Annotated in this window: 16 protein-coding genes; 7 read left to right on the top strand and 9 right to left on the bottom strand. The window is 59.2% G+C overall.

The annotated features are described in order from the left end of the window. The first annotated feature begins 20 nt into the window (after window positions 1-20). Both U5911_RS00385 and U5911_RS00380 read left to right on the top strand, forming a co-directional pair. Window positions 21-749: a hypothetical protein gene (locus tag U5911_RS00385; RefSeq protein ID WP_336034323.1), complete on the top strand. Its 729-nt coding sequence runs from the start codon at window positions 21-23 to the stop codon at window positions 747-749. A gap of 114 nt (window positions 750-863) precedes the next feature. Next, on the top strand, window positions 864-2,207 hold the full coding sequence (locus tag U5911_RS00380) for a restriction endonuclease (protein ID WP_336034322.1): 1,344 nt from the start codon (window positions 864-866) through the stop codon (window positions 2,205-2,207). Between the two features lie 8 nt (window positions 2,208-2,215). On the opposite strand, the gene U5911_RS00375 is transcribed toward U5911_RS00380, so the two are convergent. From U5911_RS00375 to U5911_RS00335, 9 genes are all read right to left on the bottom strand, one after another. Further along, the gene (locus U5911_RS00375; protein WP_336034321.1) at window positions 2,216-3,448 is read right to left on the bottom strand and encodes a hypothetical protein; all 1,233 of its coding nucleotides are present in this window, start codon (window positions 3,446-3,448) and stop codon (window positions 2,216-2,218) included. 115 nt (window positions 3,449-3,563) lie between these two features. Then, entirely contained in the window at window positions 3,564-6,047 is a 2,484-nt protein-coding gene (locus U5911_RS00370) for a phospholipase D-like domain-containing protein (RefSeq protein ID WP_336034320.1), read from the bottom strand. Next, window positions 6,044-7,783: a hypothetical protein gene (locus U5911_RS00365; RefSeq protein ID WP_336034319.1), complete on the bottom strand. Its 1,740-nt coding sequence runs from the start codon at window positions 7,781-7,783 to the stop codon at window positions 6,044-6,046. The genes U5911_RS00370 and U5911_RS00365 overlap by 4 nt, the downstream gene beginning before the upstream one ends. Before the next feature lie 269 nt (window positions 7,784-8,052). Continuing rightward, complete coding sequence (locus U5911_RS00360) at window positions 8,053-10,788, bottom strand: DEAD/DEAH box helicase (RefSeq protein WP_336034318.1); 2,736 nt, start codon at window positions 10,786-10,788, stop codon at window positions 8,053-8,055. Window positions 10,789-10,790: 2 nt separating this feature from the next. Next, entirely contained in the window at window positions 10,791-12,338 is a 1,548-nt protein-coding gene (locus tag U5911_RS00355; RefSeq protein ID WP_336034317.1) for a ribonuclease H-like domain-containing protein, read from the bottom strand. A gap of 9 nt (window positions 12,339-12,347) precedes the next feature. Beyond that, the gene (locus U5911_RS00350; RefSeq protein ID WP_336034316.1) at window positions 12,348-14,957 is read right to left on the bottom strand and encodes a Piwi domain-containing protein; all 2,610 of its coding nucleotides are present in this window, start codon (window positions 14,955-14,957) and stop codon (window positions 12,348-12,350) included. Beyond that, a complete protein-coding gene (locus U5911_RS00345; RefSeq protein WP_336035863.1) occupies window positions 14,954-15,760 on the bottom strand; it encodes a DUF2797 domain-containing protein in 807 nt (268 codons plus the stop codon). Before U5911_RS00345 ends, U5911_RS00350 begins: the two co-directional genes overlap by 4 nt. A 56-nt stretch (window positions 15,761-15,816) precedes the next feature. Beyond that, window positions 15,817-16,536, bottom strand: coding sequence for a hypothetical protein (locus tag U5911_RS00340; RefSeq protein WP_336034315.1), 720 nt, complete (start codon window positions 16,534-16,536; stop codon window positions 15,817-15,819). Continuing rightward, window positions 16,529-17,659, bottom strand: coding sequence for an ArsR/SmtB family transcription factor (locus U5911_RS00335; RefSeq protein WP_472779955.1), 1,131 nt, complete (start codon window positions 17,657-17,659; stop codon window positions 16,529-16,531). Before U5911_RS00335 ends, U5911_RS00340 begins: the two co-directional genes overlap by 8 nt. Before the next feature lie 60 nt (window positions 17,660-17,719). On the opposite strand from U5911_RS00335, the gene U5911_RS00330 reads away from it, so the two are divergent. From U5911_RS00330 to U5911_RS00310, 5 genes are all read left to right on the top strand, one after another. Next, window positions 17,720-19,237 carry a metallophosphoesterase family protein gene (locus U5911_RS00330; protein WP_336034314.1) on the top strand — a complete coding sequence of 506 codons (1,518 nt, stop codon included), beginning with the start codon at window positions 17,720-17,722 and terminating at the stop codon, window positions 19,235-19,237. Further along, window positions 19,234-21,945 carry an SMC family ATPase gene (locus tag U5911_RS00325; protein WP_336034312.1) on the top strand — a complete coding sequence of 904 codons (2,712 nt, stop codon included), beginning with the start codon at window positions 19,234-19,236 and terminating at the stop codon, window positions 21,943-21,945. The genes U5911_RS00330 and U5911_RS00325 overlap by 4 nt, the downstream gene beginning before the upstream one ends. After that, the gene (locus U5911_RS00320) at window positions 21,945-23,210 is read left to right on the top strand and encodes a DNA double-strand break repair nuclease NurA (RefSeq protein ID WP_336034310.1); all 1,266 of its coding nucleotides are present in this window, start codon (window positions 21,945-21,947) and stop codon (window positions 23,208-23,210) included. The genes U5911_RS00325 and U5911_RS00320 overlap by 1 nt, the downstream gene beginning before the upstream one ends. A 73-nt stretch (window positions 23,211-23,283) precedes the next feature. Then, entirely contained in the window at window positions 23,284-23,949 is a 666-nt protein-coding gene (locus tag U5911_RS00315) for a DUF8166 family protein (RefSeq protein WP_336034308.1), read from the top strand. Next, window positions 23,949-25,592 (top strand): ATP-binding protein, encoded by a 1,644-nt coding sequence (locus tag U5911_RS00310; RefSeq protein ID WP_254768438.1) that lies wholly within the window; start codon window positions 23,949-23,951, stop codon window positions 25,590-25,592. Before U5911_RS00315 ends, U5911_RS00310 begins: the two co-directional genes overlap by 1 nt. The last annotated feature ends 36 nt before the right edge of the window (window positions 25,593-25,628 follow it).

Below are 25,628 nucleotides of genomic sequence, written 5' to 3'. Positions count from 1 at the left end.
GCGGCTAGCATGTGATACCAATGGCGCGAGAACACTCGACTGAAGATGACGACTGCACAGCGCAGGAGAATGACCGCCAGCAGTTCCAAACGATAGTAGAGAAAGCCAGAGAAGCACTTACGCACGATGATCCTCTGGAGAGTTGTGCTGTTACCGTTCGCGCGCACAACCGGGAGTGCGATAACAATGGCGTGACGCACCATCTCATCAGGACTGAGGAAGAATGGATGGCGATTCGAACGTGGGCAGAGCCTGGCGGCGACACCGGGATCGCGGTGGACAGTCACGGTGAAACGCTGGCGTTGGACGTGGTGGAACTGGACCAAGACCAGGTTGCAAACCGGATCTGTAACGAAGCGCTTGCCGCCATTGACAGTCACGACGCGGTCGGGCGGCCCGTGGAACCGTTTACCGCGCTTGTTCGGCACGCCGAGGATGTCGCGGAACTCCTCGTGACAGAGTGGGAAACCGGCGCAGACCACGTCGTGAGAGAACGGTTATACGAAGGGATAGCCGGGTGGATGGACCACACCGCGTGGACCGCGCACGAAGAGGAGGCTCTGTCAATTGAGGCAGAGCGGGCAACAACGCAGTTCATCGAGAACTATGTCAACTACGACGTGAGTGATGACGTGGAAGCGACCATCCGAGACATCTCGAAAGAGGCGTTATACGACGCGGTCGCCAGACACCGCGACCGTCAGACCCCGCACTTGGACTACGCAGCGGAGGTAACGCTCACAGACTAACCTTCGTTTAGTGAATTGGGGTTTCGGTGACAGTGTAAGCGAGAACGGAAGGTTCGGTGAGTGTCTACCCCTTTGATTTTTCTCCTGGCCAAGTAGTGATTCTGTTACACACGAATGACGGGGATTGCCATTATTACAGCTGGACGGGAGGACGCCTATCAGGATTATTTGCAGTCTGTGAAGGAAGGGCATGACCCGGCAGAGTTTGAGGAGTATCTTTCTGATGCCGAAGTTGACGCGGTTACTGATTCGGAGACGGGGAAAGTGCATCTGTGGGGGACATCAGTTGACTCGAAGTGGCAGTTCGTGGAGGGTGGGGACATCGCGTTAATCTACCGGGATGGGAGGTACATCGCGCAGGCAACGGTTGTGCGGACACGTGAAGATCTTGACCTGGCTGAGCATCTCTGGCGGACGGAGGGGAATCCGTGGGATCCTGAAAGTCCGTGGCGGTATTTGGTGTTCTTGACTGGGGTGGAGGAGATTGATGTGGACGTTGAGTCGTTCAACGAACTTGCGGGGTACCAAGACAATTATATCCCGCAGGGATTCAGTCGTGTGTCTGATTCGCGTATCCGCGACATAGAGGATGCGTATGAGTCCGTCGAAACCGCGGTTAATGAGTTGACAGGGAGCGGTGTCCGGGTTCATGAGTTCGATGAGGAGCCGTCGCAGGAGGAATCTGAAGAGGTACAAGAACTGGATCTGGGAGAGCGTATTGTTGCGGCGAGTCGGGATGGTGACCAATATGAGGAGTTGGAGGAACTGGTCGCCAAGGCGTTCTCTCGGTTGGGGTTTGAAGCGCGTTGGATTGAAGGGGGAGATGATACGGACGTTGAAATCACGGCTCCGATTCACGCGGTCATCGAGGTGAAGGCGCGAAGCAGTGGGACGTTGGCCTCGCCGGATGCGACACGAATCCAGGGGCATAAGGAGCGGCACTCGGCTGACCAAGCGATTGTTGTTGCGCCTGGCTTCACTCCGGCAGCAATTGAAGATGCCGACAGACAAGGGATTGTCCTCCTTGCGACCGATCACCTCCAGGCGCTCTTGGAACGGCGTGATGCCTATGGGATTCCGCCGGAAGCACTCTCAACGTATCTCACCGAACCGGGGGCGTTCCAAGATGACCGGCTTGATCAGATCGATGATGAACTCCGGACTCGGCTTGGCGGTACTGAGGACTTGTTGGCCGTGATGGAAGCGCTTCAACGAGCAGACCCAGAGGAAGGAACCGCCAACCGGCTCCGCTTGATTTTGAAAGGCATGTACAATGAGGAGCGCGTTCCGGAGCAACACGTCATTGAACAGTCACTCAACCTATTAGCTCACCCAAGCATCCAACTGGCAGAGTACAAAGAGGGGCAATACCAGCCGACAACAACCAAGGAGAATGCAGAAGTCCTGCTCCGACGGTTCGGGAATCTCATCACCGAGGTGAGTAAGTCAGGCGAATAGTGAGCCAGTCAGAGCCCGACTGCCTGATTTAGCGCCCACTCGTTCGATAGAACCTCGTCCTTGTCGTCTGTTCCGCCTTCTGTGAGGAGTCCGATGTGACGGAGGTGGTATTTGAACTGGAAGTGAATCCCTGATTTGTACACGGTCGGATCCGTAAGGACTGATTCGTTGATTTCGCCGTCAGCTGTGAGGACGTCTTCGCGCCGGGATTGGGTGAAGAACACTTCGACAGTGAGGGGTTGGTTGATGCGGGAGGCTTCTCGGGCGACGGCGTCGATGGTTGCGGGGTTGATGCCGCGTTGGTGGAGGCGTTCGAGTGCTTCGATGATGAGCTGCGTTGGCTCGTACTGGATGGCGACTGAGCGGGCGAGTTGCGCCCAGCGGGGAGCGAGCATCGTGAATCGAGTTGACCGTCCTTTCCACGAGGCGAATTCGTTGAGTGCGGCAGCAACGGTCCCGTGTTGGGAACGCGCGAAGCGGACGACTTCTGCACCAAGATGGGTGAGCGTCTCTCCACCGGGCTGATTGTCGACGAGACCGAGAAGGATTGCTCCGCGGCGACCACCGGACACGCTGTTGATCACATGTTCGGAGTAGATGTCAGCGGTGTCGCCATCTGCAGCGAGGGCGAGTGCGTAGCCGAGGTAGTTCTTCGGATGGTTTACCGGGAAGCTGCCTTCGGTGAGTCGGTGCGTCGTGGCCTGAAATCGGATGGCGTCGATAGTGGTTGAGAAGTCACCGACGCCGGTGATACGGGCAGGTTCAACGAGCGTTGCGTCGTGCGGGCTTTCGACGCCGATGACGCCGATGTTGAGATCGCGGGCGAGAGCGCGTGCCTGGTCAGAGATGCTCTGGATGGGGGCGGCGACGTACCCGATGTTGACTTCGGAGAGGTGGCCGTGCGCCTGGTTGATTCCGGTTTTGACGTTGGCTGCGCTCGGGTCGGTGTTGTGGCCTTTCGCTTCGATGACGGCGACAGGGGTCGTCGCGGCGTCAGCATTCAGGACTTCGAGAGCAGGCATCCCCACACCGAGGAGGTCAGGTTCTCCGTCAGCAAGACGAATCGTGTTGTATGGTGCGAGACGACGACGCAGATCGTCCGGGATCTCCCAGCCGCCCCACGTCGGCTTGGTGAACTGGGTTTCCGTGACAGCGTAATGGTCTGGGCTCGTATCGAGATCAGGGTAGAGAGTGTCCTTCGCGGCAGCGAGAACGGTGGGCTCGGTGAGAGTAGCTGCCATTGCTACAGCCCTTCTCAACCGGTCATCATTAAACTGGGCTGTCCGAGAATCAATCTAACTGTTCAAACGGGGACTCTTGTGCAGAGAGCAGGGTCAGCTAGATATAGACTTGATGCTAATGTCTCTGTATCGACTCGGTGTGGCTAATGATCGATTCCAACTGTGGTGTTGGATCGTTCGCTCCTTCCATTAGCCGAACGATTGGGTCGAACGTCCCTTTTCGTAGAGCCTCGTACTCCCGTCTGTCTTCGACTCTCTGCTTTCCCCTAAGCGCGATACGTGCCATTTCGGCCAGTCCAGCAGAATTGTAGTGTTCGAAGATGGCGGGATTGTCGAATAGGTCCGTGTCGCGTTGTTGTGAGAGTTCTCGATACCAGAACCCGTAGAACAATAATTCGAGTCCGGTATCGAGGTCTCCCGGTAAGGAGAGGTCACGGTCAACTCGGTCGCCAAATGCAGAAAGTTGGTCTTCTAAGGTGCGTTCAAATTCAGACATCCGTCGTGAAATGTGTTCACCGTTAATTAGAAGCTCTCCAATGAGCGGATCAGCTACTGTGAGGGCTTCGTGGTAGTGTCGGAGGAACCCGAACCGCTCAACGAAGGCGTCATCGTGCCATTCCATCAGGGATAGAAGGGTCGCCGGGTGGACGGCGAATACGCCTGTCAGCTGGTCTCTGTCGAGCACGTCAGCGGTCATGTCCGGTTCGATTTGACGGATTTGGTTGAGACGAATTCTACTGCGTACCAAGAATTGAGAGGAGATGATCGTCTGAATGCGATTTACACAGATCGAGTGGAGCCGCTCGACGTTCAACTCGGTTTCGTAGGGTTCGTCGCCCGCCTGAAGTTGCGGAGAGAGCGCAGACCGAATTAATCCTTTAATGACGTAGTACCAGAGGTTGTCGAAGTGATCGAGGAGTTCTTCGACTGAGCGGACAGTTGGTGGTTCTTCGAGAAGCGTTTCAATTCGCTTCTGTGCGTAGTCCATCCCGTCTTTGAGCTCCAAATGCGGTTTTCGTCGCTTTGTTGTGATTCGAGTGCCGCCAGTTGCCCAGCTTCCTTCCCCGGCGTCTTGATTAGCTATAGGGTCATCTGAGTTGTCCTGTCGCTGCTGGTATCTTTCTGTGAGTTTAGATGTTGCTTGGGAGATGGCTGCGGTCGCAACTCCGACGTCAAAAAAGAGGGCCTCATCTACGAGCGACTGGATCCCCTCCCGGCCGTCGCTCCGTAGCAATTCGGTTACTTCTCGGGTCCCCTCGGTCGGTTCCGTCGTGATTTGACGGAAATTCGAGTGTCTCTCATCGGAGAGACGGAGGCGAACGATTGACTGGGCCCACGCTTCTGGAACCGAGACAGTAACGCCTTCTTGCTCATCATCACTATCTCGTTGCCAGTCGATCTGAAGGGTCTCTCCTCCGTCCGATTCGAGAATGACAGTATCTCCGTCGTCGATTTCTGGTGCGACGAACCGTGCTGTAATGACCTCGCTTTCGAAGCGTTCGACACGTGCGTCGTGGAGAGTTAGCGTGGCTGTCGAATTCTCCCGGCTGGCCGGCGTGTATTCGGCAAAGTCGAACGAGTCAGGGTTGCGCTGCTGCCCCGGGTGTGCGGAGAAACTCGATTGATGCCATAGCGATGATTCACCGTGCGTTTCGTTGGTTACCGAGAGCAGGGCGGCTTCAAGATTCCCGGATGACGCTGTATCGAGGAGAGCACGACCGGTGATGTTTGGGCTTCCATAGAGCGTTGCTCTGCCCCAGGGGCCTTCGAGCAGTAGTCCTTTGGCGTGAATCCAGCGGGAAGTATCGTGTTCAAGCGGTCGAAACGTGACGCTTTCACCAAACACTGCGACTGCATCGTTAGGGTTGAGGTGTGTATTCCCATCAGAGACGAGCAGTTCGTACTGATCGGCTTCAATTACCGTCTCGATGTTGGATAGTGTCTTTTCACTTCCAAAGAATGGCGCAAAGAATACTGCGGTAGTGACGTCACCTAACTCATCGATGACCTGCTGGAGAATCGGCTCTTCGAGGTTGTGGAAGAAGCCACCGGAAACCTCAGTCGGTCGGTCGAGATCTTCCAGCCACTCGGTCGTATTCACTGCCCGGTCGATTTGCGTCCGAACGTCGTGTCCTGAGACGTGATCGGCGGCAAGATGTTGTATAAACCGGCGTACATCTTTCGCCACGTGAATCGCTTCTGGGGGACGTGAGTCCTCGTCGTCGTCCAACTCCTTTGAAACCGTTATCGTTTGTCCCAGTTGTGCTGCCGTCGAATATTCCCCAAGGGTAAGATTGGCCGAGGAGACTCCCACGTGACATACCTCCTCTCCGGCGAGGAAATTGACTTTTGGATGGAATGTGCCGCTGACGCTGATTGGCTCTAGGTAGTAGTGGTTGCCGATTGCGCGACTCGACAGCTGATTTCGACGGGCTAACTGTTCGTATTTCTGCCCGTCCATGAGGACGACCGGTGTGACGACGCCCGCGTCTTGTAGTGGGTCAATTGCGTAGTTCCCGAAGAAAAGCGGCTCAAATGGGAACGTGGTGCAGACTGCGTATTCTACGTCTGCACCACCAAGGGCATCGATAAGATTCACTCGTATTCACCTCGGAACCGGTCAAGGATGATCTCTCCATCTTGCGTCGGCACCCAGAGGTCTCGGTTCTCATTGTACGTCAACAACCCAGCATCCCGCATGAGCCGACGGAGGTCATTGTAACGGAGGGTTTGGGTTCCGGGTTGTTTCGTCCCTCCTGCGGCGTAGAGTGTGTCATCACTGTACCCCGTTGTTTCCTCACCAGAATCTGCCCCGACACCGAACACAAGCGAAATCGGTCCGCTTCCAAGCCGATCATGGATCACTTGGTTGTGAACGTCGATAACCCGATCCGCCAACACCTCGCGTGCAACAGTGATGAGTGGCGTGTCTGGAGGAATGCTACCCACGTACTGAGCGGTACGGACGATTGAAGAGGGTCTACGCCCGTATTGGGCCTGCATATATCGGTTGAAGAGGTCATTATGGGCGGTCAAGTGGTTGTACTGCCGGACGACCGCGAGAAGTTGAACTAAACTCCGAGCGACGAGGGTGCTCATTGCGTCAAACGCTTCGGATGGCGAGGAGGCAGCTTCAATTCCCGTAAAACTGTGCTCAGTCGCGTGTAGCAGCGTCCAACAATTTACTGTATTGTCTGTCGTTGGTCGCCATTCGCCAGCGAGATTTGAGTCCAACCACTCTTGGATTTCTCCGAGCGTCGTGCCGATTATTGTGGTTGTCTCCGGAACAGTGGTCTCGTAGATAGTGGGTTTCACGCGGCCTGCAAGAAGCAATTCCTTCGTAACTGCAGACTGACTCATGCGTCCACCATTAAGTATGGTTTCGGTCTGGAGAACCGCGTTTGCCTCATCGACGAGTAAAGGTTCTTTCAGCCCGGAAAGGAGTTCCGAGCGGGACGTGCCGCCAGGAGCTTCGCGTTCTAGGTGAGCAGACAGACCCCATAGCTGAGATCGGAGTGCGTGGGCCAACAGTACTTGAAGGAAGTAGGCGCGTCCGATTGGACGGAAGGGTTGAAATCGCTCAGCGTCAACGTCGTCATATTGGAGCACCTCTTGGTCGGTGTTACCTTGCAGTAACTGGTGAGCCCTCAAAATCGATAGGCACCAAGCACGTCGGAAGTAGTGAACCCCCCCGACGACAGCATCCTTCAAATCGTTTGAATGCCGTTCTTCAGAAATGAGGTAGCGATAGTGATCTCCGATGGGGATGTCGAGTTGAGAAGGCCACTCGGCGAGTGATACAGTCTGTTCTCGTTCTTCCCAGGCGAGGAGTCCGAGAACTACGCGCTGTAGAGAATCCCGTTCTGACTGGTTGTCTGAGCCAGTGAAGCATCCCTGGTGAGTGAATGCATCTGCCAGTTCATCAAGTAGATCAAGCGAGACTTCCCCGGTCTGAATTGCTTCAAGTATCTGGTCGAAATATTCGCCCGCGACGATATCCAAACTCTCTGCGAGTGACCGTCCAGCAGCCGTGAGGGCGAACTCCCCCTCTTTTAACGAGAAGTTCCCGAGATTGGACTGGAATCCACGAATTGCGTACTGGCTCTTGTCCAACAGCGAGAAAGAAGAGAGGTCGATGCTTTCCGCTCCATACAGATCGTCGTCTGAGGCGTTTGTTTTCCCCGTTAATCCTGAGAGGCCGTCTCGAACTTCGTCATGGACTTGTTGGCGTCGATAACTTGCGAGCGCGAGGATTTCTTCGAAGCCTTTCAGAAGCCGTCGCTTTTCTGATCTGGAAAGATCGGCAGTCGTTGACGCAGTCGAAACTCGATGCATTGCCCAGCAAAACCCCGAAAGGTACCGTCCTCGTGCGCGGACGTCTGTAGTTATCCCTCGTGCAATTGTACTTGCGATTCCATTACGGACGCTATCAGCTCGGAGTGGCTGTTCTGGTGGCCCCGTTTTAGATAATCGCTCGCTCCATTGCGGGTCGAGCGCCATTATTATCCGTTGATTCTGTAGGTGGTGTGATAAAATAACGGGCTCACAGAAATTCTAGTTCCGTAGCACGCCATATGCCAGAGTAGTGATTCAGCAGATGGTGATTAAGAGTAGAAGACGACGGGGCGGCGGTCGCCGCCGTGTTCGTCGTCGGGGAGGTGTTCGGCGAGGTCTTCTCGATCTTCTGCGCCGAGGAGTTGGTTGAGGACGTCGATGGCGGAGGCGCGGAGGAGGGGTTTGTTGTCGTTGCCGCAGTTTTCGTCGAAGGTGCAGGCGGGGCAGCCGTTGGGTTGGCCGCAGTTGCAGTCGCGGAGTTGGTCGCGGGCGCGTTCGGCGAGCGCTTCGAAGTTCTCGTAGATGGCGCGGGCGAAGCCGAGGCCGCCGTCGACGCCGTCGTAGATGAACCAGCCGGAGGCGGTGCGGCCGGTGAGTTCCTGGGTGCGTTGTTCAAGGGCGTGCGTGGCGGCTTCGAAGGAGTCGTCGATGGAGTCGGTGATGTCCTCGTATTCAGGATGGCTGTAGTGGGTGTCCATGACGAGCGTGGCGAGGCCGCCGAGGTCGTTCTTGTCGACGCGAAGTTCGAGCGGCGCGGTTTGGATGGTAGCGTGTTCGGCGGCGTGGAGTCCAGCGATGTACCCGAGGTGGGCGATGCCGGTCTCTTCTGGATCAACGCCGGTTTCGACGCCGTAGTCCTGATATTTCCGGACGAGGGCGGTCTCGACGTATTCGGGGACTTCGACCCAGCAAAGCTGCGTGTCCATCAGGATCGGCGGGGTATCCGTCGGGATCGCCTGTTGTTTCGGGTCGCTGTTGCCGATGTAGAGCTGGTCGTAGGAGTGGTGGTGGACGAGGACGGTGCCGCGGCCGAAGTGGAGTGTGAAGCCGTTGACCTCGCGGGATGCTTCGGATTCGGCGTCAAGGACGTTGACCTTGTTGCGGGTGCGAGTGTAGTACTCGCAATCGACTGGTTTGAGTTCGATAATGGGTTGCGGACGGTCCTCGTCCATGTTGACGACTTCGAACTGCTGACCGTTCTGAAGGCGGACTGCGCCCTCGTGGTAGTCGCGGTACGCGCGGTTCTGTTCGATTGGTTCTAAGTCCAGATCGTCGGGGAGGCCCCATTTCTCGCGGTCGACGTCGTCTGCGAGTTGGAGGCGGTAGTCCGTCCCGGTGGTGCCGTACAGGTTGACGCGTGTCTGTGGGCGGCTTGGGCCGGAGTAGTGGACGGCGGCGTCGAGGTAGCCGTCTACGAACCCAGCTTCGCGCCACATCTTCACGGCGGCACGGAGTCGGTCTTCGTCGGCGAACGTGTCGATGTCTGATTCGTCAAGGGCGATTTCGTCGGCGGCGGCGAGGACGTGGGTTGCGAAGACGGAGTTGTTTGAGGTGTCGACGACGGCGTCTTCGACGTCGTTTTCGAGGAGGTACTCGGGGTGGGTGAGGATGTACTGGTCGAGGGTGCGGTGGTCGCCGACGAGGACGGCGACGCTGCGGCTGGCTTCGCGGCCGGCGCGACCAATACGTTGCCAGAAGGATTGTCGCTGGCCTGGGTAGCCCATGAGAACGGTCGCGTCGAGGCTGCCGATGTCGATGCCGAGTTCGAGCGCGGATGTCGTGGCGAGCCCGGTGAGGACGCCGGTTTTGAACTGGTGTTCGCGGGAGTGCCGCGTGCGGCGACCGAGCCCGGCGTTGTACGCTTCTCGCCCAACGGTGGTCGAGCGGTCGTATTCCCGAGGGTTGTTCCGCCGATGTTCGTCGGCGCGTTGGATGCTGAGTTCGGTGAGTTTGCGGCTCTCGCAGAACAGTAACGTGCGGATGTCACGGGAGGTCAGGTGGTTGAAGACTTTCGGCGCTTCGACGCTGGCCGGAACGCGCTCGGCGACGAACTCCTCGTGGTCTTCCGCTTCTGAGTCGGGTCCGTCGTCGATGTCGATCTCGAATGACTCCTCGTCGGGCGTGGCGCCTCGGGTTTTGTCCCGTGGCGGGGGGTTCCAGAGGATTACGTCGCGGGGGCCGTGTGGTGAGCCGTCGTCGTCGATGACGGTTACGGGGGCGTTGATGAGTTTCTCGGAGTGGTCGCGCGGGTTGCCGATTGTGGCAGAGGTGAGGATGTATTGTGGGTTGCCGCCCCAGTAGTCGGCGACGCGTTGCATCCGGCGGAGGATCCACGCGACGTGCATGCCTTCGATGCCGGTGTACGTGTGTGATTCATCGATGGCGATGAGGTCGAGCGCGCTGTAGAAGCGACTCCACTTGTCGTGGTGTTCGAGGTAGACGTTGAGCCCAGCGAAGTTCGTGAGGATGACGTCAGCTTGCTCGCGGATGGCGCGCCGGCCGTCTGTGACGTCCCCGTCGTAGATCTCGACGCGGATGTCTAACCCGAGTTCCTCGTACAGGTCGTCGAGGGCTTCCTGCTGGTCTTTGGTGAGCGCCTTCATCGGGTAGACGCACAGCGCGGTGGAGGCGTCGTTTTGTTCGGTGGCTCTCGTCCCGTCGGGGTTAAGAACGCCGGCATCGAGGAGGTTCCGCGCGATTTGCAGGCCGTAAATGTGGGTTTTCCCGCTGGAGGTGGAGGTCGTGACGGCGACGTTGTCACCTGTTTCGAGCGCGGTGAGGGCGTCGGCTTGGTGGCTGAACAGGTCGTACGGGTACGGGTCAGCGAGTTCCGAGCGGAGGATCTCCGCGGTCGGGGTGGTGTCTGCGGGTTCCGCGGGGAGTTCGATGGTTTCGATGTACTCTGAGTCCGGGGTGAGGCTGACGCGCGGGAACGTGTCGATGATGGTGTCGGCGTTAACGTCGGTGCGAGCGGTCGCGTCGGTTGAGGTGGTGTGGTCACTCATTGTTAGAAGTCGGTGAGGCCGGCTTGCTGGCCGGTTGCGCCGCCAGTGCCGCTGTCGGTCATGTCGCGGCGTGTGGCGTTCGTGATGGCTTGGTAGACGTGCCAGAGCGCTCGGCAGTCGTCTTCACAGTAAGCCTTGTGACGGTCCCAGTCCAGTTCGGCTGCCGGGGAGTCGGGGTTCCGCATGAATTCCTGGTATGCGGCTGCGGTTTGCGCGCCGGTTAATCCGGTTCCGGCCGAGTCGTAGTCGAGCGCGCGAGCGACGTGATCGAGTTTGTTGGTTCGTCCGGGTAGCAGGGCGTTCCCGTCGCGGACTGCCCACTTGTACAGGTCGTACGTCCAGATATCGTCCCAGGCTTCGACGTATTCGGGGAGGTGCTGTTCGAGGAACTGCGTAATGTGGCGGTAGTCGAAGTTGTGGCCGTTCCACGTCAGGACGGTCCGGTCTCGGTGGTTGGCGATGAACCAGGTGATGAAGGCTTCGAGGACTGGTTTCGGATCCTTCGGTTGTTGCTTCTCGATGAACGCTTGGTGGGTGTCGGTTGCCGGGTCGTAGACGCCGAACTGCCAGATGATCGTGGGTGACAGGCCGTCGGTTTCGATGTCGAGGCAGAGCGGTGGGCGGTCGTCGCGGGTCTTGACTGGTGTCTTGTTCGTGAGGACGATTGGTTCGCCGGTATCGATGACGTCGGCGTGAGCGTGGATCTTTTCGGCGGTTGTCTGCCCGATTCCGGGCAGATCGGTGAGGGTACTGAGTGCGAGGTTTTGGACGTCGGTGGTTGTTTGACAGCCCTGTGTGCGGAGTCGCTGGGCAGTTGATTGGCCGACGCCGTTCAACGCTCTGAGGCCGAACTGGTCGGCGTCGACGGCTTCTGCGGCGATGGTGCCGCGAGCCGTACAAGTGTACTGTGCGAACATCGCACCGCCGTGCTCCGTCGCGCCGAGTCCAGACATCGGAACGTGGACTGAGGAGTGGTTGTGCGGCAGTTCCCATTCGTGGTAGTACTCTGCTGGTTGTCCGCCGGCGAGGACGGTGACTGGTTCGGGCAGGGCGGCGCTGATCGCCGCCAATTGCTCGGCGTGCGGCAGGGTTGTCGAGAGGGTCGTTGTATCCCAATCGACGGTGAGTTCGGGGACGAACAGGAACGTCGCCGCTTCGGAGGCTGTCTGTCGCTCACCCGATGTCAGTTGGGTCTGGAGGTGGGGGAGAACGTCCCCGGTTTGGACGGCGAGGATGTCTATCGTCGCGGGTGGTGGGGCTGCGTCGGGGGCTTCGTGAACACCGGCGTCGGGGGAGTACCGGTAGTGGTGGACGCGGTCACTGCCGCGTCCGAGTTGTGGGTGCAAGACGGGGATGTTCGGGGCGGCGTCACGGGCGGTGGCTTCTGCGGTCGGCGTTCGGGGCCCGGGGATCGTGATGAGTTCCGGAGTGAAGTACTGGACGGCGTCCCGGACTGCGGGCTGTGACACGCGGTCGAGCGTCGTTGCAGGGAGTGTCAGTAACTCCAGGGGCGTATTGCCGTCCGTGGTCCAGTCAGTATCGCCTGTCATGGGTGGTTGTTAGATGAACCCGATTTTGTCTCGGAGTTTGTTCGTCGGTGGGAGGTGCTTGCGAGCGGCAGCGGCGCTCGCCAGGTCGGCGTACATCGTCGTGATGGGGAGGCGTGCGGTGGCGTTCGATGCGCCGATGTGGGCTTGTGACAGGAGGTACGTTTGTGCAGCTAACGTCTCGATGGGTGTCTCGCCGTGGACGCGTTCGACGGTGATGGGTTGGGGAAGGCCAGTGCCTTCTCTGCTGGCGAGGGTTTCGGGTTCGCCGAAGGTGGCGACGATGGCTTTGGGGAGGTCCTCGTAGATGGCTGCGGTCGCTTTCTGTGGCGTGTCGAAGTGTGCGCCGCTGTATTTCAGGACGCGGGCTGGGGCTTGCTTTCGGATTTCGACGACGTCGTACGCGACATCGAGTTCGGTGAGGAATGTCTCGACGTCGCTGAGGTCTTCGTTGGCGAACCCGTCCCGGTGGATTGTGATGTGGTTCGGGTACCGGTCGTACCGGGTTCGGAACCCCATCACGGCCTGTTTGACGATCTCTTTGAGTTCTTTGGGCGGGATCTTCTCCCCGGACTGCGGTCGGGAGGAGGTGTACCCGAGGACGGCCCCGTCAGCGTGGATTGCGGTGGTTGCGGCGGCGAGATGGATGTGGTTCCCGTCGGCTGATTCGTCGTACTGGTGGGTGACGTCGATGCCGAGGTGGAGTTCGGAGTCACCGGGCAACGCGCGCTCGATAGTGAACGGGATGCCGCCGGCAGCGGCGACCAGTCCGAGGGCGATGTTGATGATCGTGAAGGGCTCGTCGAGCGTCGCTTCGTGGGCGAACTGGCTGTTGAGGTCTTTCGTGGCGAGGACTTTCTTCACCTCGTCGTACACACGTCCCGGTTCAACCGTGTCGAAGTACCCGGTGTTCTTCGGCGGGAGCGTGCAGAACACGGCGTCGTAATCGTGGTCGTCCGGGATTTCTGCAGCGATCTCCATGCCGAGCTGGTCGGCCGACATCGTCGCGTCGAACGTGACCTCTTCGACGTCGTCTGGCGGGGCCCCGATCTGTTCGAGCTTGCTTTTGAGCGTAGACCAGCCCCGTTGGATCCGGTCGTCCCGTTTTTCCATCCGGATGTGGCACACGCGGAAGGGATCCGGTGCTTCGTACACGCCGAGGCTGGTAACGTCGCTCGGGTGCGTCCCAGTCTGCCCGTTACTGAACTGGAGCACGTCTGCTTCTGGGTCGAAGAGCCCTTGAACGGAGATGTTCTCATCGCCGAGCAGCGCGTCAGATTCGAACTCGATGGTGTGCCCGTCGAACTGGAGTGGGCCGAGCTGTTCGACGAAGCTCTCTGCGTTCGAGATGCACTGCTGTGCGGACAGGCGTGTATTGAGCCGCTGTTTTTCTGCGAAGTCCGGTGCGAATCGAGAGAGGTTCTCAGGGTGCCCTTGGAGTGCGAGGAGTTCCGGTGGGAACGCCATCTCGGTTCCATCGCCGCGCTGACGGACCGTCCAAATGACTTCTCGGTCTGCGTTCTCGATATCGTTGACTTTCGCTGGATCGACCCAGGGCTCTTCGCGGTGATACTGGACGAGGCTCTTGTTGCCCTCGATGTGGAGCTTGTCGGTGACGGTTTCTGGGCCGACGCCGATGACGTACAACCCCCTGTCTCGGTAGGAGGGTGTCACCCGGAGTCCCGGGTGAATCTCGTCGTCGTCGAGCTGGTCGAGCGTCCGGTCGGAGAGGATCCGGTGGCGGTAATCGACGTGCAGGTAGGCGGCACGCGAGGGGAGTACCTCTACGGTGAGGTTGTACCGCTCGTGGAGGCGGAACCCTTCCTTCTCGATGACCGGGTCGATCTCCAGGATCTTGTCGATGCCGTGGATATCGTACTGGTCGCGTTTCGCGTCCTTGAGGGCTTCACCGAGCATTTCGCCGAGGATCTCCCGGTCATCCGCGTCCGCGTAGACGACCGGTCGAGTGCCGACCTCGTTGATCTCGAAGCGAGGCAGGTCCACGCGTTCGTGCGCGAGCTTCACCAGGGACACGAGCTTGAACGCGCTGCCGACGACGACCGGTGTTACATCGAGTTGCTGCCGGACTTTGCGGCGTGCTTTGTACGTCGCGCGGAGCGTGTTCTGCCCTGAGGGCCGGTATCCTCGCTTCGGAACAAGTTCGTACTCGTAGACGTCGTAGTCCGGCAGATTATCTGTGGCACGGAACGTCGTGAGGCCGTGGTCGCCGCTGTCCGCGGACGTATCGGGGGTTTCGGCGAGCCCGTCTTCAAGGGCTTCCTCGGTGGTCGGGGGACCCTCCAGTTCGAGGAGTTTAGCATCGCTCTGGACGGTGAGGTTCTGGTATTTCGTCCCGTCGTTGCCTTCGTCGATATCGTACTCGACAGCGGTGATGAGGTACGTGGCTCCTCTGTCGTAGTCTTCGTCGTAGATCTCCACTGGTGCGGAGTTCTTCCACATCGTGATGGTTCGGTCGTCGCCGCCGCCGTCTGTGAATTTCAGGTTGCGGCGTGGGTACTGACCTTCGTTTTCGAAGACTGTGTCGAGGGTGAAGCGGACAGCGTAGGTGTCTCCGACCGGTACGTCGTTGAGTGAGTTCTCGTCGAGGTTGACTGGTTTCATTGTGCGGCCTCCGTTGCTGGGAGACATTCTGCAGGCGCTTCGACCGTGACCTGTTTCCCTTGCAGCTGGTCGAAGTTCACAACAGCGTCCTTGGTCGCTAGGATCTGACCCCGGACACCGAGCACCTCTGACTGTAGTCCTTCGTCCACGGTGAGTCCTGGGAGGGTGCTGACGGTCGCATCGTCCCCGGCGAAGTGAGCGGGGATTCGAACAATTCGGTCTTCGAGAGCGGTCTCGTCACTGGGGAGCGTCGAGAACGGTTCCAGCGGCCCTGTGAGGACATCGCGGCACGACTCGACGGCTTCCGTAAGCGCGTGTTTCGGCTCGTCCAGCGGGTCGTACCACTCCTTCGTCGATGCTGTGGACACGACGGCTTCCAACGCGTCCTCAACGGTGCCGGCGACGCGGCGGTTCGGTGTTCGTGCGACGATCATGCCGTGCGTCGCGCCCTGTTCCGCCCAGCGACTCGCGGCACGATCTGCTTGCGTGATGCCGGCTTTCACGCTGTCTTTGGCGACGAGGTACACGACAAAGTTGTGCGCACACGACCGTCGTTTAAACAATGGGAACGGGCAGTCCTGATACGTACAGGCTGTTCCGGGCGTGTAGACGCACTGTTGGAACGGTGGCTTCGACTGGCACTCCTCACACGGAGAGGCGTCAGCTCGGTCACCGCAGTGCTGGCAACGGAATCCGGGCTGGACGTCGATGCGAATCTCTTCTCCGACGAGTCCGGCGAGGTCGATTGGGCCGTCAGTGTCAGCGAGGTACAGTCGGGGTTTCCCCCGCGACCAGGAGACCATCGTTGGGTGACCACTCACGGTCGCGCGCGAGGCCAGCTTGGTCGGGTGCTGACCGGTCATTTGTACCCTCCGAGGGTACCCTGGAAGTCAGACGGGCTCCTGTACGGGTCGATGATCTCGTCGGTCAGGTATCGCATCGCCTCTGCCTGGATCGCCATCTCGATTTCGCGGCCGTAGAGCGTGATGCGACCGGTGTCGTCGAACCCGACTTCAACTTCGATGTTCCGGTTCGGAAGGTCGACACGAACCTGTTCGAACGTGTCTCCGAAATACTGCTCCCACCAGTCCGTCTCCCGCAGGTCGCCCCGGTCTTGTGCCGACACGTGGTCCGGTCGTTCGCGTTTGCTCGGACTGACGTCGACACGCTGGACGCGGCTGGATTCCTCGATGACTGTCCGAAGATCCTCCTCGTCGAACTCCACGGTCTCGAATTTTACGTCCTCATCGAGAACCGCAGCGAGTGTCGTGAGAATCTCCTGTTCGACCTCCTTGGTTGCCTTTGCGATGGCCACGTACCCGTTCTGGAGGAAGAGGACCGCGTACCGGTCGGCGCGTTTCGTTTGCTCCGTGCCTTCGAGCGTGGTCAGGTCGTAGTACGTCTCACGACCGTATTCTGCCCAGCAGATCCCGTCTGCGCCCACGTTGAACGTCTGTGGAAGCATTCCGCTGCGAAGGTCGGCGTCCGAGTTGAATGCCGAGGTGGCCTCAATTCCGGCTTCGATTGCTTCCGTGTCGATGCTCTCGTCGCGTAGTGGCACAATCTTGTAGCTAGCCATCGAACTCGGCCTCCTGGTTGATTCGTCGTTGGATGAACGGTTCCAGCGTCTCGGTCACACGATAGAACGCGCGCCGACCCTCTCGGTCGCGTTCGACAAAGCCTCCGTCGCTGAGTTCCCGGAGGTGATAAGAGATGGTCGATTTGTCGCGGTGGAGTTCCTCGACCAACGTGCCCGGTTGGACACCTCGATCATTTGGCAACTGGAGGATCTGTCTCAACACCGTGAGCTTCGACTCCGAGAGGTTCTGGACGCGAGCGCTCGCATCGACCAAGTGGAGTCGGTCGGCAGCCGAGTTCGTGGCTGCGACGTCTCCTGGCTCCAGTTCTTTCCGAAACGCCTCTTGAAGCGACTCCAAGGCCAGGGTGTGAATCAATCGCGGGATCCCCTCGCTTAGCTCGTGGATACGGTCCACGGTTTTCGAGGGAAGTGTAAATTCGTTCTCGGAGAGCACCTCGAAGATGATTCGCAGCGTCTCGTCGGTGTCTTTGCGGGGGAACGCATTGAGGTGGATCTCGTTCGAGGGCGGGAGCGCATCTTGCACACGCCCTCGGTTGACGGCCCACCGTTCGGGCGTCCAAGTCGTTACGAACAGGCCGCTGTCTACGGCTCCTCGAAGTTCGTCGAGTGAGGTTTCGATTCGTTTGTCTAGCCCGCAATCATCGATGCAGACGATTGGGGTTTCGAGCTCGGTCAGATCGTGAGCGAACTCATCGAGGAAGAATCCGTCGTCGGCCTTCTTTCCGAGAGCCGTCGCGTCGATGAGCTTCGTATCGATGTCTGCGGAAAGTTCCGTGAGAAACGAGACGACCGTGTGGAGTAACTGCGTCTTCCCGATACCAGACGGCCCGATCACAGGAGTGTGGTAGACGTCCTGTTGTCGGGTTACAAAGCCCGCGTACTCGCCGATTTCGTCCAGCGCGTCGTCGTGATTGACCGCTTTCTCAGGGTGATTTTGGAAGTATTCTGTGAGTCGTTCGTAGCTAGCTTGCTCTGGTTGGAACTCGTGATCGGACAACCAGACTTCGTAGCTCCCGACGCGCCCCTGTTGCCCGCGTTCGAAGGCTTCTCGGAAGCGGTTTTTCTTGTCTTCGTCGTCGTTACCTGGGTCCATCAGTTCCAACGCCTCAAACTATCCAAGTTGAGCAAAACTATTAAAACCTATTGGTTAGATGGACTGTATGTGGAAGCCACCATGTTAACGCTGACTCACATCGCGGATACGCACCTCGGCCACCGACAGTACGGGTTGAAACAACGAGAAGACGACATGGTGTCAACGACACGCGCGGCACTGCAAGAGATGGTCGGCGAGCGCGACACGGACGCCATCCTACTTCCCGGGGACCTGTTTCACTCCCGGGATCTCCGCCCGAAAGTCCTCGACCAGGTCGAACAAGAGCTCAGCCGAGTACCGGACGACGTGCCGGTACTGGTGTCCCGGGGGAACCACGACGAGAACCTAACCCCGCGCGAGGTGACGTGGCTCAATTACCTCCACCGGCGCGGCCACATCGTGTTTCTGAAGGCGGATCTGAAGGCAGACTCGGAGACTGCCCGCTTCGAACCGTACGACCCGGAGGATCCCGGTGATCACGCCGGGTTCTACGACATCGAGGTCGCGGAGTTCGACGGTCCAGTTCGCGTGTTCGGGCTCCAGTGGCGAGGCGCACGAACAGGGCAAGCGTTGCAACAGGTGGCACACGGGATTCAAGCGACGAACGCCGAGCACGGCGAACCGGCGGCGACCGTGCTACTGGCGCACTTCGGCATGGAGGACGAGGTTCCGACGCTCGGCGGGACGGTGACCCACGCCGAACTCCGCGACGTGAAAGAGCACGTCGATTACCTCGCACTCGGGCACATTCACAAGCGGTACGACGCTGCTGGGTGGATCTACAACCCCGGATCCCCAGAAGCCCACAACACGCGCGAGGGCCACCACGACTGGGAGCACGGCTACCATTCGGTCGCGTTGACAACCACCGAAGAAGAGACCGAGAACGCGGTCGAGTACGAGGTGGACCACCACCCGACCAAACGGCGACCGTACTGCCGAGTCGAGTTCGATGTCACGGAGTACGACTCACCAAGCGAACTCGAAGCCGGGTTCCAGGACCACGTCCGCGGGGAGCAATCACGGATTGATGAGTACTGTCGAAAAGAGGAGTTCACGGCGCAGGGTGACCCCAGAGCGCCGATCATCGACCTGCGGTTCAGCGGAACGTTACAATTCAGTCGCGGGGACTTCCGGACGGATGAACTCGCGGAGTGGGCGAAAGAGGAATGCGGGGCCCTGTACGTGCAGGTGAACACTGGGATCCGGACGGCGGACGTCCAGCAACTGATCTCGGAGATCGACGAGGACGAGGTCTTTCAGGATGGCCGGTTGAACACGGCGGCGCTGGAACACCGCGTGTTCGAGACGATAGCGAAGGAATCCATCTACGACAAGCAAGCCGAAGATGTCGCCGAGGTCCTAGGGAACGCACACCAGATGGCGCAGGCCGAAGAGGCCATCGAAGACATCCGTGATTCCGTGAGTTCCGCACGGCGAGAGTTATTCCCGGAGCTGGCTGACGATGTGGTACTCGACATCGATGAGGATCCGTTCTCGAACACGGATACTGACGGCGAGGAATCGGGTGATGGTGAACCGAGCGGAGAAGCCGACGATGAGGCGGAGGTGATGCAACAATGAAAATCACCGAGGTTGCGTTGGAGGACATCAAGTCATACGAGGGACGGACAGTCGTGCCGATTGAGGGTGGTGTGACGGCGATTCTCGGTGAGAACGGCGCAGGGAAATCGACGATTCAGGAAGCGATTGGCTTCGCGCTGTTCGATTCGCTGCCGTTCAACAACAAGGACTTCGTGCGCGAGGGCGCGAGCTCCGGAACTGTCGAGGTCACCTTTGAACAAGAGACCTCGGGAGGCCGGAAACGCTTCCGTGTGACGCGCTCTGCAGGGCGTTCGAGCTACGGTGTACACCGCCACGATGCCGAGAACGACGAGTGGATTAACCAGGACATCGATTCCAAATCCCAGCTCGTCAAGTGGTTGTGCGCCCAGTTCGGCGTTGAAGACAAAGACGAACTGCAGAGCCTGTGGGAGTCGTGTATCGGCGTTCCGCAGACGCGGTTCCTCTCTGACTTCGCGCAGCGACCCGCCAGTCGGAAAGCGACGTTCGATGCGCTGCTGAACCTCGACGCGTACGAAGAGTCCTGGAATCGTCTCAAGGACATTCCGGACGCGATTGAACGGGAGGAGCAGAAGCTCCGTGAGGAGATAGCAGGGCTCACGAGTACGGTGCAGGACCTGCCAGACGAGCGGGCGAAAGCGGAATCGCTGGCTGATGAGGTCGAATCAATCGAAGCCGAGATTGATCGGAAGACCGACGAGCTGGCTGAGAAAGAAGCGGAGCACGAAGAGTTAGAGGCCGTCCAGGACGAAATCGAAAACCTCGAACAGGAAGTCCGGTCACAGGAGCAAGAGATCGAGGCGACCGAGGGAGAGCTGGACACTGCAGAGAAGGAGCTTCACGCCGCTCAGAAGGCACAAGAGAAGTGTGAGGAGAACCGTGAGGGCTATCAGCGGCACGAGGAAGCGAGCGAGCGGCTGGACGAGCTAGAGGAACGAGAGAGCGAACGAGACGCGCTTGCTGAGCAGAAAGCCGAACAGAAACAAGAGGTCTCATCGGTCGAATTCGAGGTGAACCAGCTCGAAGACGACTTAGAGACGCTGCAATCGGCCCAAGAGACGCTGGAGGAGCGCGAGGACGAGAAACAGCGATACGAAGAACTCGACGAGAAGATCAACTCGCTACAGCAACGTGAGGACGAGGTCGAGGAACTGCAGGACCAAATCGACGAGTTCGCCGGGGACATCGACGAGAAGCAAGAGAAGGTCGAGTCGCTCGAAGCGAAAGTCGAAGCCATCGAGGAAGAGTGGGAGGCGACGACGCATCCGGAAGAACTCGACGACGAGATTAACCAGCGGAAGGCGCGGCGACAGCAACTGCAGAACGAACGGGAACGGCTCGAAGAGCAGTTGGAGCGGTTACGAGATACGGATGTGGATGCGCCGTGTCCAACGTGTGACCGGCCCCTGAAGGAAGAACACCGGTCGGACGCAATCGACCAGCGCGAAGAGCGGATCGAAGCCATCGCCACAGAACGTGCGGAGTTCAGCGAGGAACTCTCCGATCTGCGTGACCGTCGGGAGGAAGCGCGAGACGTCAAGCGCCGCGCCGACAAGCTCCCGGTTCACCGTGAGAAGATCGAGTCGTTGGAAGCAGAGATCGAGGACCTCCAGTCAGAGAAGTCGGAGACGGAGGAGACGCTAGAGGGCCTCGAAGAGGAACTGGCGGAACTGCCTGAGCTCGAAGCAGAGCGAGAGGAACTGCAGGAAGCGCATGACGAATACGAGACTGCGGAGTTCCGAGTGCAGGAGCACGCGGACGTCCCTGACGAATTAGAGGAGAAGCGCGCAGAGCTTGAGGCTGCCAACTCGCAGTTGCAGGAAATCAACGACGAGTTGGCTGAATACGAAGGGCTGGACGAGAAACTGTCTGAGGTCAAAGAGACACTGGAGGAGACCGAGTCGGCGCATCAGACGTACATCGAGCACAAGCAACAGGCGTCTCAGGTAGAGGAGCGGCAACAGGCCGTTGACGAGACGGAAGCGGAACTGGCCGAGCTCAAAGAGGCTCTCGACGAGACGGAAGCCGAACTCGAAGAGACGAGAGCAGCGTTCGACGAGGAGCGGCTTCAGACGCTTGAGTCGGACATCGATGACCTCAAAGGCGAGATACAGCGGGCGAAAGGATCCCTGGGTGAGAAGAAAGAGAGCCTCCGCGAGGCACGCGGGGAGATCGAGCGTCTGGAGGCGAAGTTAGAGGAGCGGCAGGAGACGCTCCAACAGTTGAAGGAGCTGAAAGCTGATCAGCAGTTCGCGGACTGGGTCCGGGAGAACGTTCGGGAGGCCGGGCCGAAGATGCGGGAGATCATCACCGACCGGATCGGGGCGCGGGCCAACGAGTTGTTCCGGACGATCCGCGGTGCGTCTGCCGAGACGCTTGAGTGGACAAGCGACTACGAGATCGTCGTTCACGACGCGGACGTGACGAAATCGTTCTCGACGCTGAGCGGCGGTGAGAAGATGGCAGCCGCGCTCGCCGTACGACTCGCTATCCTCGAACAACTCGCGTCCGTCGGTGTCGCGTTCCTGGACGAACCGACGGCGAACCTCGACCGGGAGAAGAAACGAAACCTGGTCTCGCAGCTGAAGCAACTGGATAGTTTCGAGCAGCTCACCGTCATCAGTCACGACGAGACGTTCGATTCGATGACGGACTACACCATCTCGGTGACGAAAGACCGGCAGACGTCGGAGGTGACGGTGAATTAATGCCGATTGACAAACGCGGGGTCGCCACTGAGTTAGAGGCCAACGTCGAGACGATAGAAGCGTACCTGGAAGACGACTCTGGAATCGTCGAACGCTACCAAGACGCGTTCCAGCGCCTCCCGGAGGAGTGGACGAGCGAGGAGATACGAGCGGCCTTACAAGACGTGTCGTATCCGGGCGCGTACCCGACAGATGCGTTCGATGACGCGGCCAGCATCATCGTCCCGCACGAAGAGAGTGACGGGTGGGAGAATCACGAGGAGGTCAACGAGTGGGCACGTAACATCGTCCGCGACATCCCCGTGATGGCCGTCGACGGATCGCAGCTACCGCCGACGACGCAGTTCAACGTGCCTCTCGCGTACGTCCAGTCGGCGTGGGCGGTGAATCATCATCATTCGGAAGGCCGACTCGACCGAGGTGTCGAGGGGCGACTGCTCACACCCAACGAAGTGTCGCAGGAATCGGAGGATGGAGACTATCGGTTTGTCGACTCACAACTCGTCGGCCATCATCGCTACGAACACGAGGGACAGCTCCTGATCGAGAAGTTGTCGGATCTGGCTGCTGCCCGAGATGCGGGCGATATCGAACACACGCCAGTCGTGTTCTACGACGGGCCGTTGATCGCGTCGTTTGCAAATCCGTTGAAGCCCGAAACCCGAGAACGATACCTCTCGACGCTGAGTCGAGTGATTGCCGCGAGTCAGCACCACGAAATCCCGCTGGTGGGGTACGTTGCTGGGTCGAGCGCAACGGAGCTGGTGAAGATGACGCGGCTCCTCTGGCGTGAGGAGTTTGAAGATGATCGCGTCATCCCAGACGCGCACGTGCTGACAGAGTTGATGAGCCCCTGGGGTGACACGACACTCCCGTTCATTTCGAAACGCGACGGGAGTATCGACGCCTTACAGGCAACCTACGAGGGTGAGTCGTACGAGTTCCGCGATGACATCTTGTTCTCGTACCTGAATGTGCCGCCAGGCGCTGGGCTTGACCGTATCGAGTTCCCTGGGTGGCTGTGTCGAAGCGACGGCCCGGGCGAGTACGAGTCGATGTACGAGTACACCGTCGAGATCGTCCGCGCAGAGGCCGGTATCGGGCGCGGTTACCCGGAAATTCTCCAGCAGGTGGACAGCGATGCGGTGCTGGATCACCAGGACCGCCAGCAGTTCCACCGAGTCGTACAGCGCTGGGCCGAATCGAACGATGTCCCGTTGGAATGGAACGCCAAAGCACTGAGCAAGGAACTCCGCCGCCGATGACAAACGAGATCACCATCAAGACGACTGACGCACCGCTCGCTCGACCACCACGCAGCACTACGGAGGTGACCCTATGACAGAATCAGCGACAGACTCGGACAGCCCGGATCTCGATTCGTGTGTCCGGATTGGGAGCATCGTTTCCTCGAACAGCCATCTCGACTACGTCGTCGAGATTTTCAAAGAGCGTGACTGTGACCGGCCGCCAGAGCTCCACGAGCGCGAGTTCGGGCAACCCGTGTTCATCAAGAAAGTCATCGATGGCACGGAACACGCGGTCATGGGCGTAATCTATGACACGAAACTCGTTGATCCTGACCAAGGCCGCACTGGTCCGCGGCTAGCCCAAGACGACCAAGCCCAGTTCACGCCGGGATACATCGAGGAGCGAACGACCCTCGCAGGCGTAGCGTTACTCGGGACAGCCGTCATCACCGACGACCGAACAATCACGGATCCAACCCACCGGATGCCGCGGTGGACCTTAGAGGTCGACGACACCGTCTACCAGTGCCCGGACGAGGAGACAGTCTCCTTCCACACCGTCGACGAGCAAATCCAACTGGCCTACCTTGACCGACTCGTCGATATCGCGGGTGACCTTGGTGCGGAAGTCATCGTCGCCCTCATCGACCGGCTCCGGGGGATGCTCCCCGAGGATGACCCGAACCAACGAGTGCTGGACGTGGTGGAACAGAACATCGAGTGGCAGGCCCACGAGCGCCGGGGGGTGGTCTGATGCCCCGGAAGCAATCGGTCGTCGGCACCGTCGCCGGACCTGGAGAGGATCCGAACGAGTTTGTCTTCGTCACCCCGGCGGACAAATCCATCAAAACGGGGGAATTCATCACCTACACGGTTTCCGTCGACGGGGAGAACCGGTCGGTGTTCGCCCGCGTGACGAACCGCGAATTGATTCGCGGACTCCCGGACGGCTTCCTCGCAGACCCGGAAGTCGGTCCAGATACCGTCGCAGCAACGCTCGGTGTCCAGACCGACGACACCGAACTGTACCGACTCAGGGCGACGGTCATCGGGTACTACGACACCGACATGACCACGTTCGCCAATCCGCGACAGCTCCCGTCTCCGGGAACGCCGTTGTCGATTGCACCTGATCAGCAGCTCGAAACCGTTCTTCCGAACCTCGGGTGTGAGACGGACAGGGCAGACGTGACCGAGCTGGACGGAACTGCGTACCTCGGCTGGCTATTGAATCGGTCGCCCGAAGCGACGAACATCCACGTTCCGATCAAGGAATTCGCCTCGACGCACCTGGCGATTCTCGCATCCACGGGCAGCGGGAAATCGTACACAGCGTCCGTGTTGATTGAGGAGATGATGCGTCCGAGCTCCCGTGCATCCCTGCTCGTATTCGACCCGCACGGAGAGTATGATACTCTCGCAGAAATGCAGGGTGACGAAGCGTTCCAGGGCGAGGACGGATACGAACCAGAGGTCGTCTACTACGACCCCGAGCGGCTTCGCGTACGCATTTCGGAACTGGACATTGGCGATGTCATGGCCGTCTTGGACAATCCGAGTAACCGAATGCAAGAGCGACTGTCGACGGCATGGCGCGCGATGCAGCGACAGGAGAGCCGGACCTGGGGCGTCGATGAACTCATCGCTGAGATGCACCGAATATACGACGACGATGACGCGAGTGTCGGTGCACTAGAGTGGCGGCTCCGCCGCTCGATAGAGCGGAACGATCTATTCCACCCTGAAGACAACGTCCCACTGGACGAAATCGTGGACCCTGGCCAGTGTACCGTCCTGCAGATGGATACGCTGGATCGGTGGAACCAGCAACTCATCACGACCGTGCTCCTGCGACGGATGTACCGGGAACGTCTCGATGCCGTCCGAGACCGCGACTCCCAGATCGAGCACCCGATCTTCGCGCTGTTCGAAGAGGGGCATCGGTTCGCACCGGCCTCGGGTGACGCCCCCTCGCTAGATATTATGCGTACGATCACGTCCGAGGGGCGCAAGTTCGGATTCGGGCTGGGAATCATCAGTCAACGTCCTTCAAAGATCGATCAGGACGTGCTGTCGCAGTGTGGCACACAGATTTCGATGCAAATCAAGAACCCGAACGACCAAGACGCGATCAAGAACTCTGTCGAGGCGGCAGGTGAAGATGTCCTCCGCGAGTTACCCGGCCTGACGCCCGGACAAGCGGTCGTCTCTGGTGACGCGATGAACACGCCAGCGCTGATTCAAGTCCGGCGTCGACACACATCTCACGGGGCAGAGAGTCAGGACGTCATCAATGCTTGGCGTGAGGCGTACGATCAGCGCCAGCGTGAACCAACCCACTCGGAGTCCGCTGACTTCGGTGAAGGAGATTCGACGGGGGTCCAGAGCCTTGATTGAACGAGGGCAGTGGTTCAAGACAGTCGCTGCGGTGCG

Origin of the sequence: Halobacterium yunchengense (assembly GCF_037031165.1) — an archaeon.
Lineage (GTDB): Archaea > Halobacteriota > Halobacteria > Halobacteriales > Halobacteriaceae > Halobacterium > Halobacterium yunchengense.
The sequence above is the reverse complement of the archived record's forward strand: the minus strand, read 5'-3'. Positions and strand labels throughout refer to the sequence as shown.